2 rRNA genes are annotated in these 470 nt (G+C 45.3%); both read right to left on the bottom strand.

What is annotated here, in order from left to right:
• A 5S ribosomal RNA gene (gene rrf, locus JT26_RS00010) occupies nucleotides 1-81 on the bottom strand; the annotation flags it as partial.
• A 190-nt stretch (nucleotides 82-271) separates the two neighbouring features.
• Nucleotides 272-470 (bottom strand): 23S ribosomal RNA (locus tag JT26_RS00005); the annotation flags it as partial.

Genomic DNA, 470 nt, shown 5'->3' with positions numbered 1-470 from the left:
CATAGTACCATCGGCGTGATCGGGCTTAACTGCTCTGTTCGGAATGGTTAGAGGTGGATCCCCGATGCTATAGCCACCTTTATTGGCTTCGCAAATCCGTCGGTTTCTTTGTTTCCCTTGTCTCGTTCGTTTCCCTTTCCGACTTCTTCGCTATCTCTTTCTCGTGTCCGAAGTATATCTTCCCACACTTCTTCCACGCTGTATGTCTAACATATACGGAGAAAAGAACATAGTTCTAAAACTACAATACCCTTTGCCTGAGAAAATTCTCTAAATATAAGCGTTCGGGAGATTAGTACCACTCGGCTGAATACATTACTGCACTTGCACCTGTGGCCTATCTACGTCATCGTCTGTAACGTCCCTGATAACGGATATCTAATCTTGAGGTCGACTTCGTGCTTAGATGCTTTCAGCACTTATTCTTCCCGTACGTGGATACTCAGCTATGCACCTGGCGATACAACTGA

Origin of the sequence: Porphyromonas sp. COT-108 OH1349 (assembly GCF_000768755.1) — a bacterium.
Taxonomy (GTDB): domain Bacteria; phylum Bacteroidota; class Bacteroidia; order Bacteroidales; family Porphyromonadaceae; genus Porphyromonas_A; species Porphyromonas_A canoris.
This window is presented reverse-complemented; position numbering and strand designations above follow the sequence as displayed.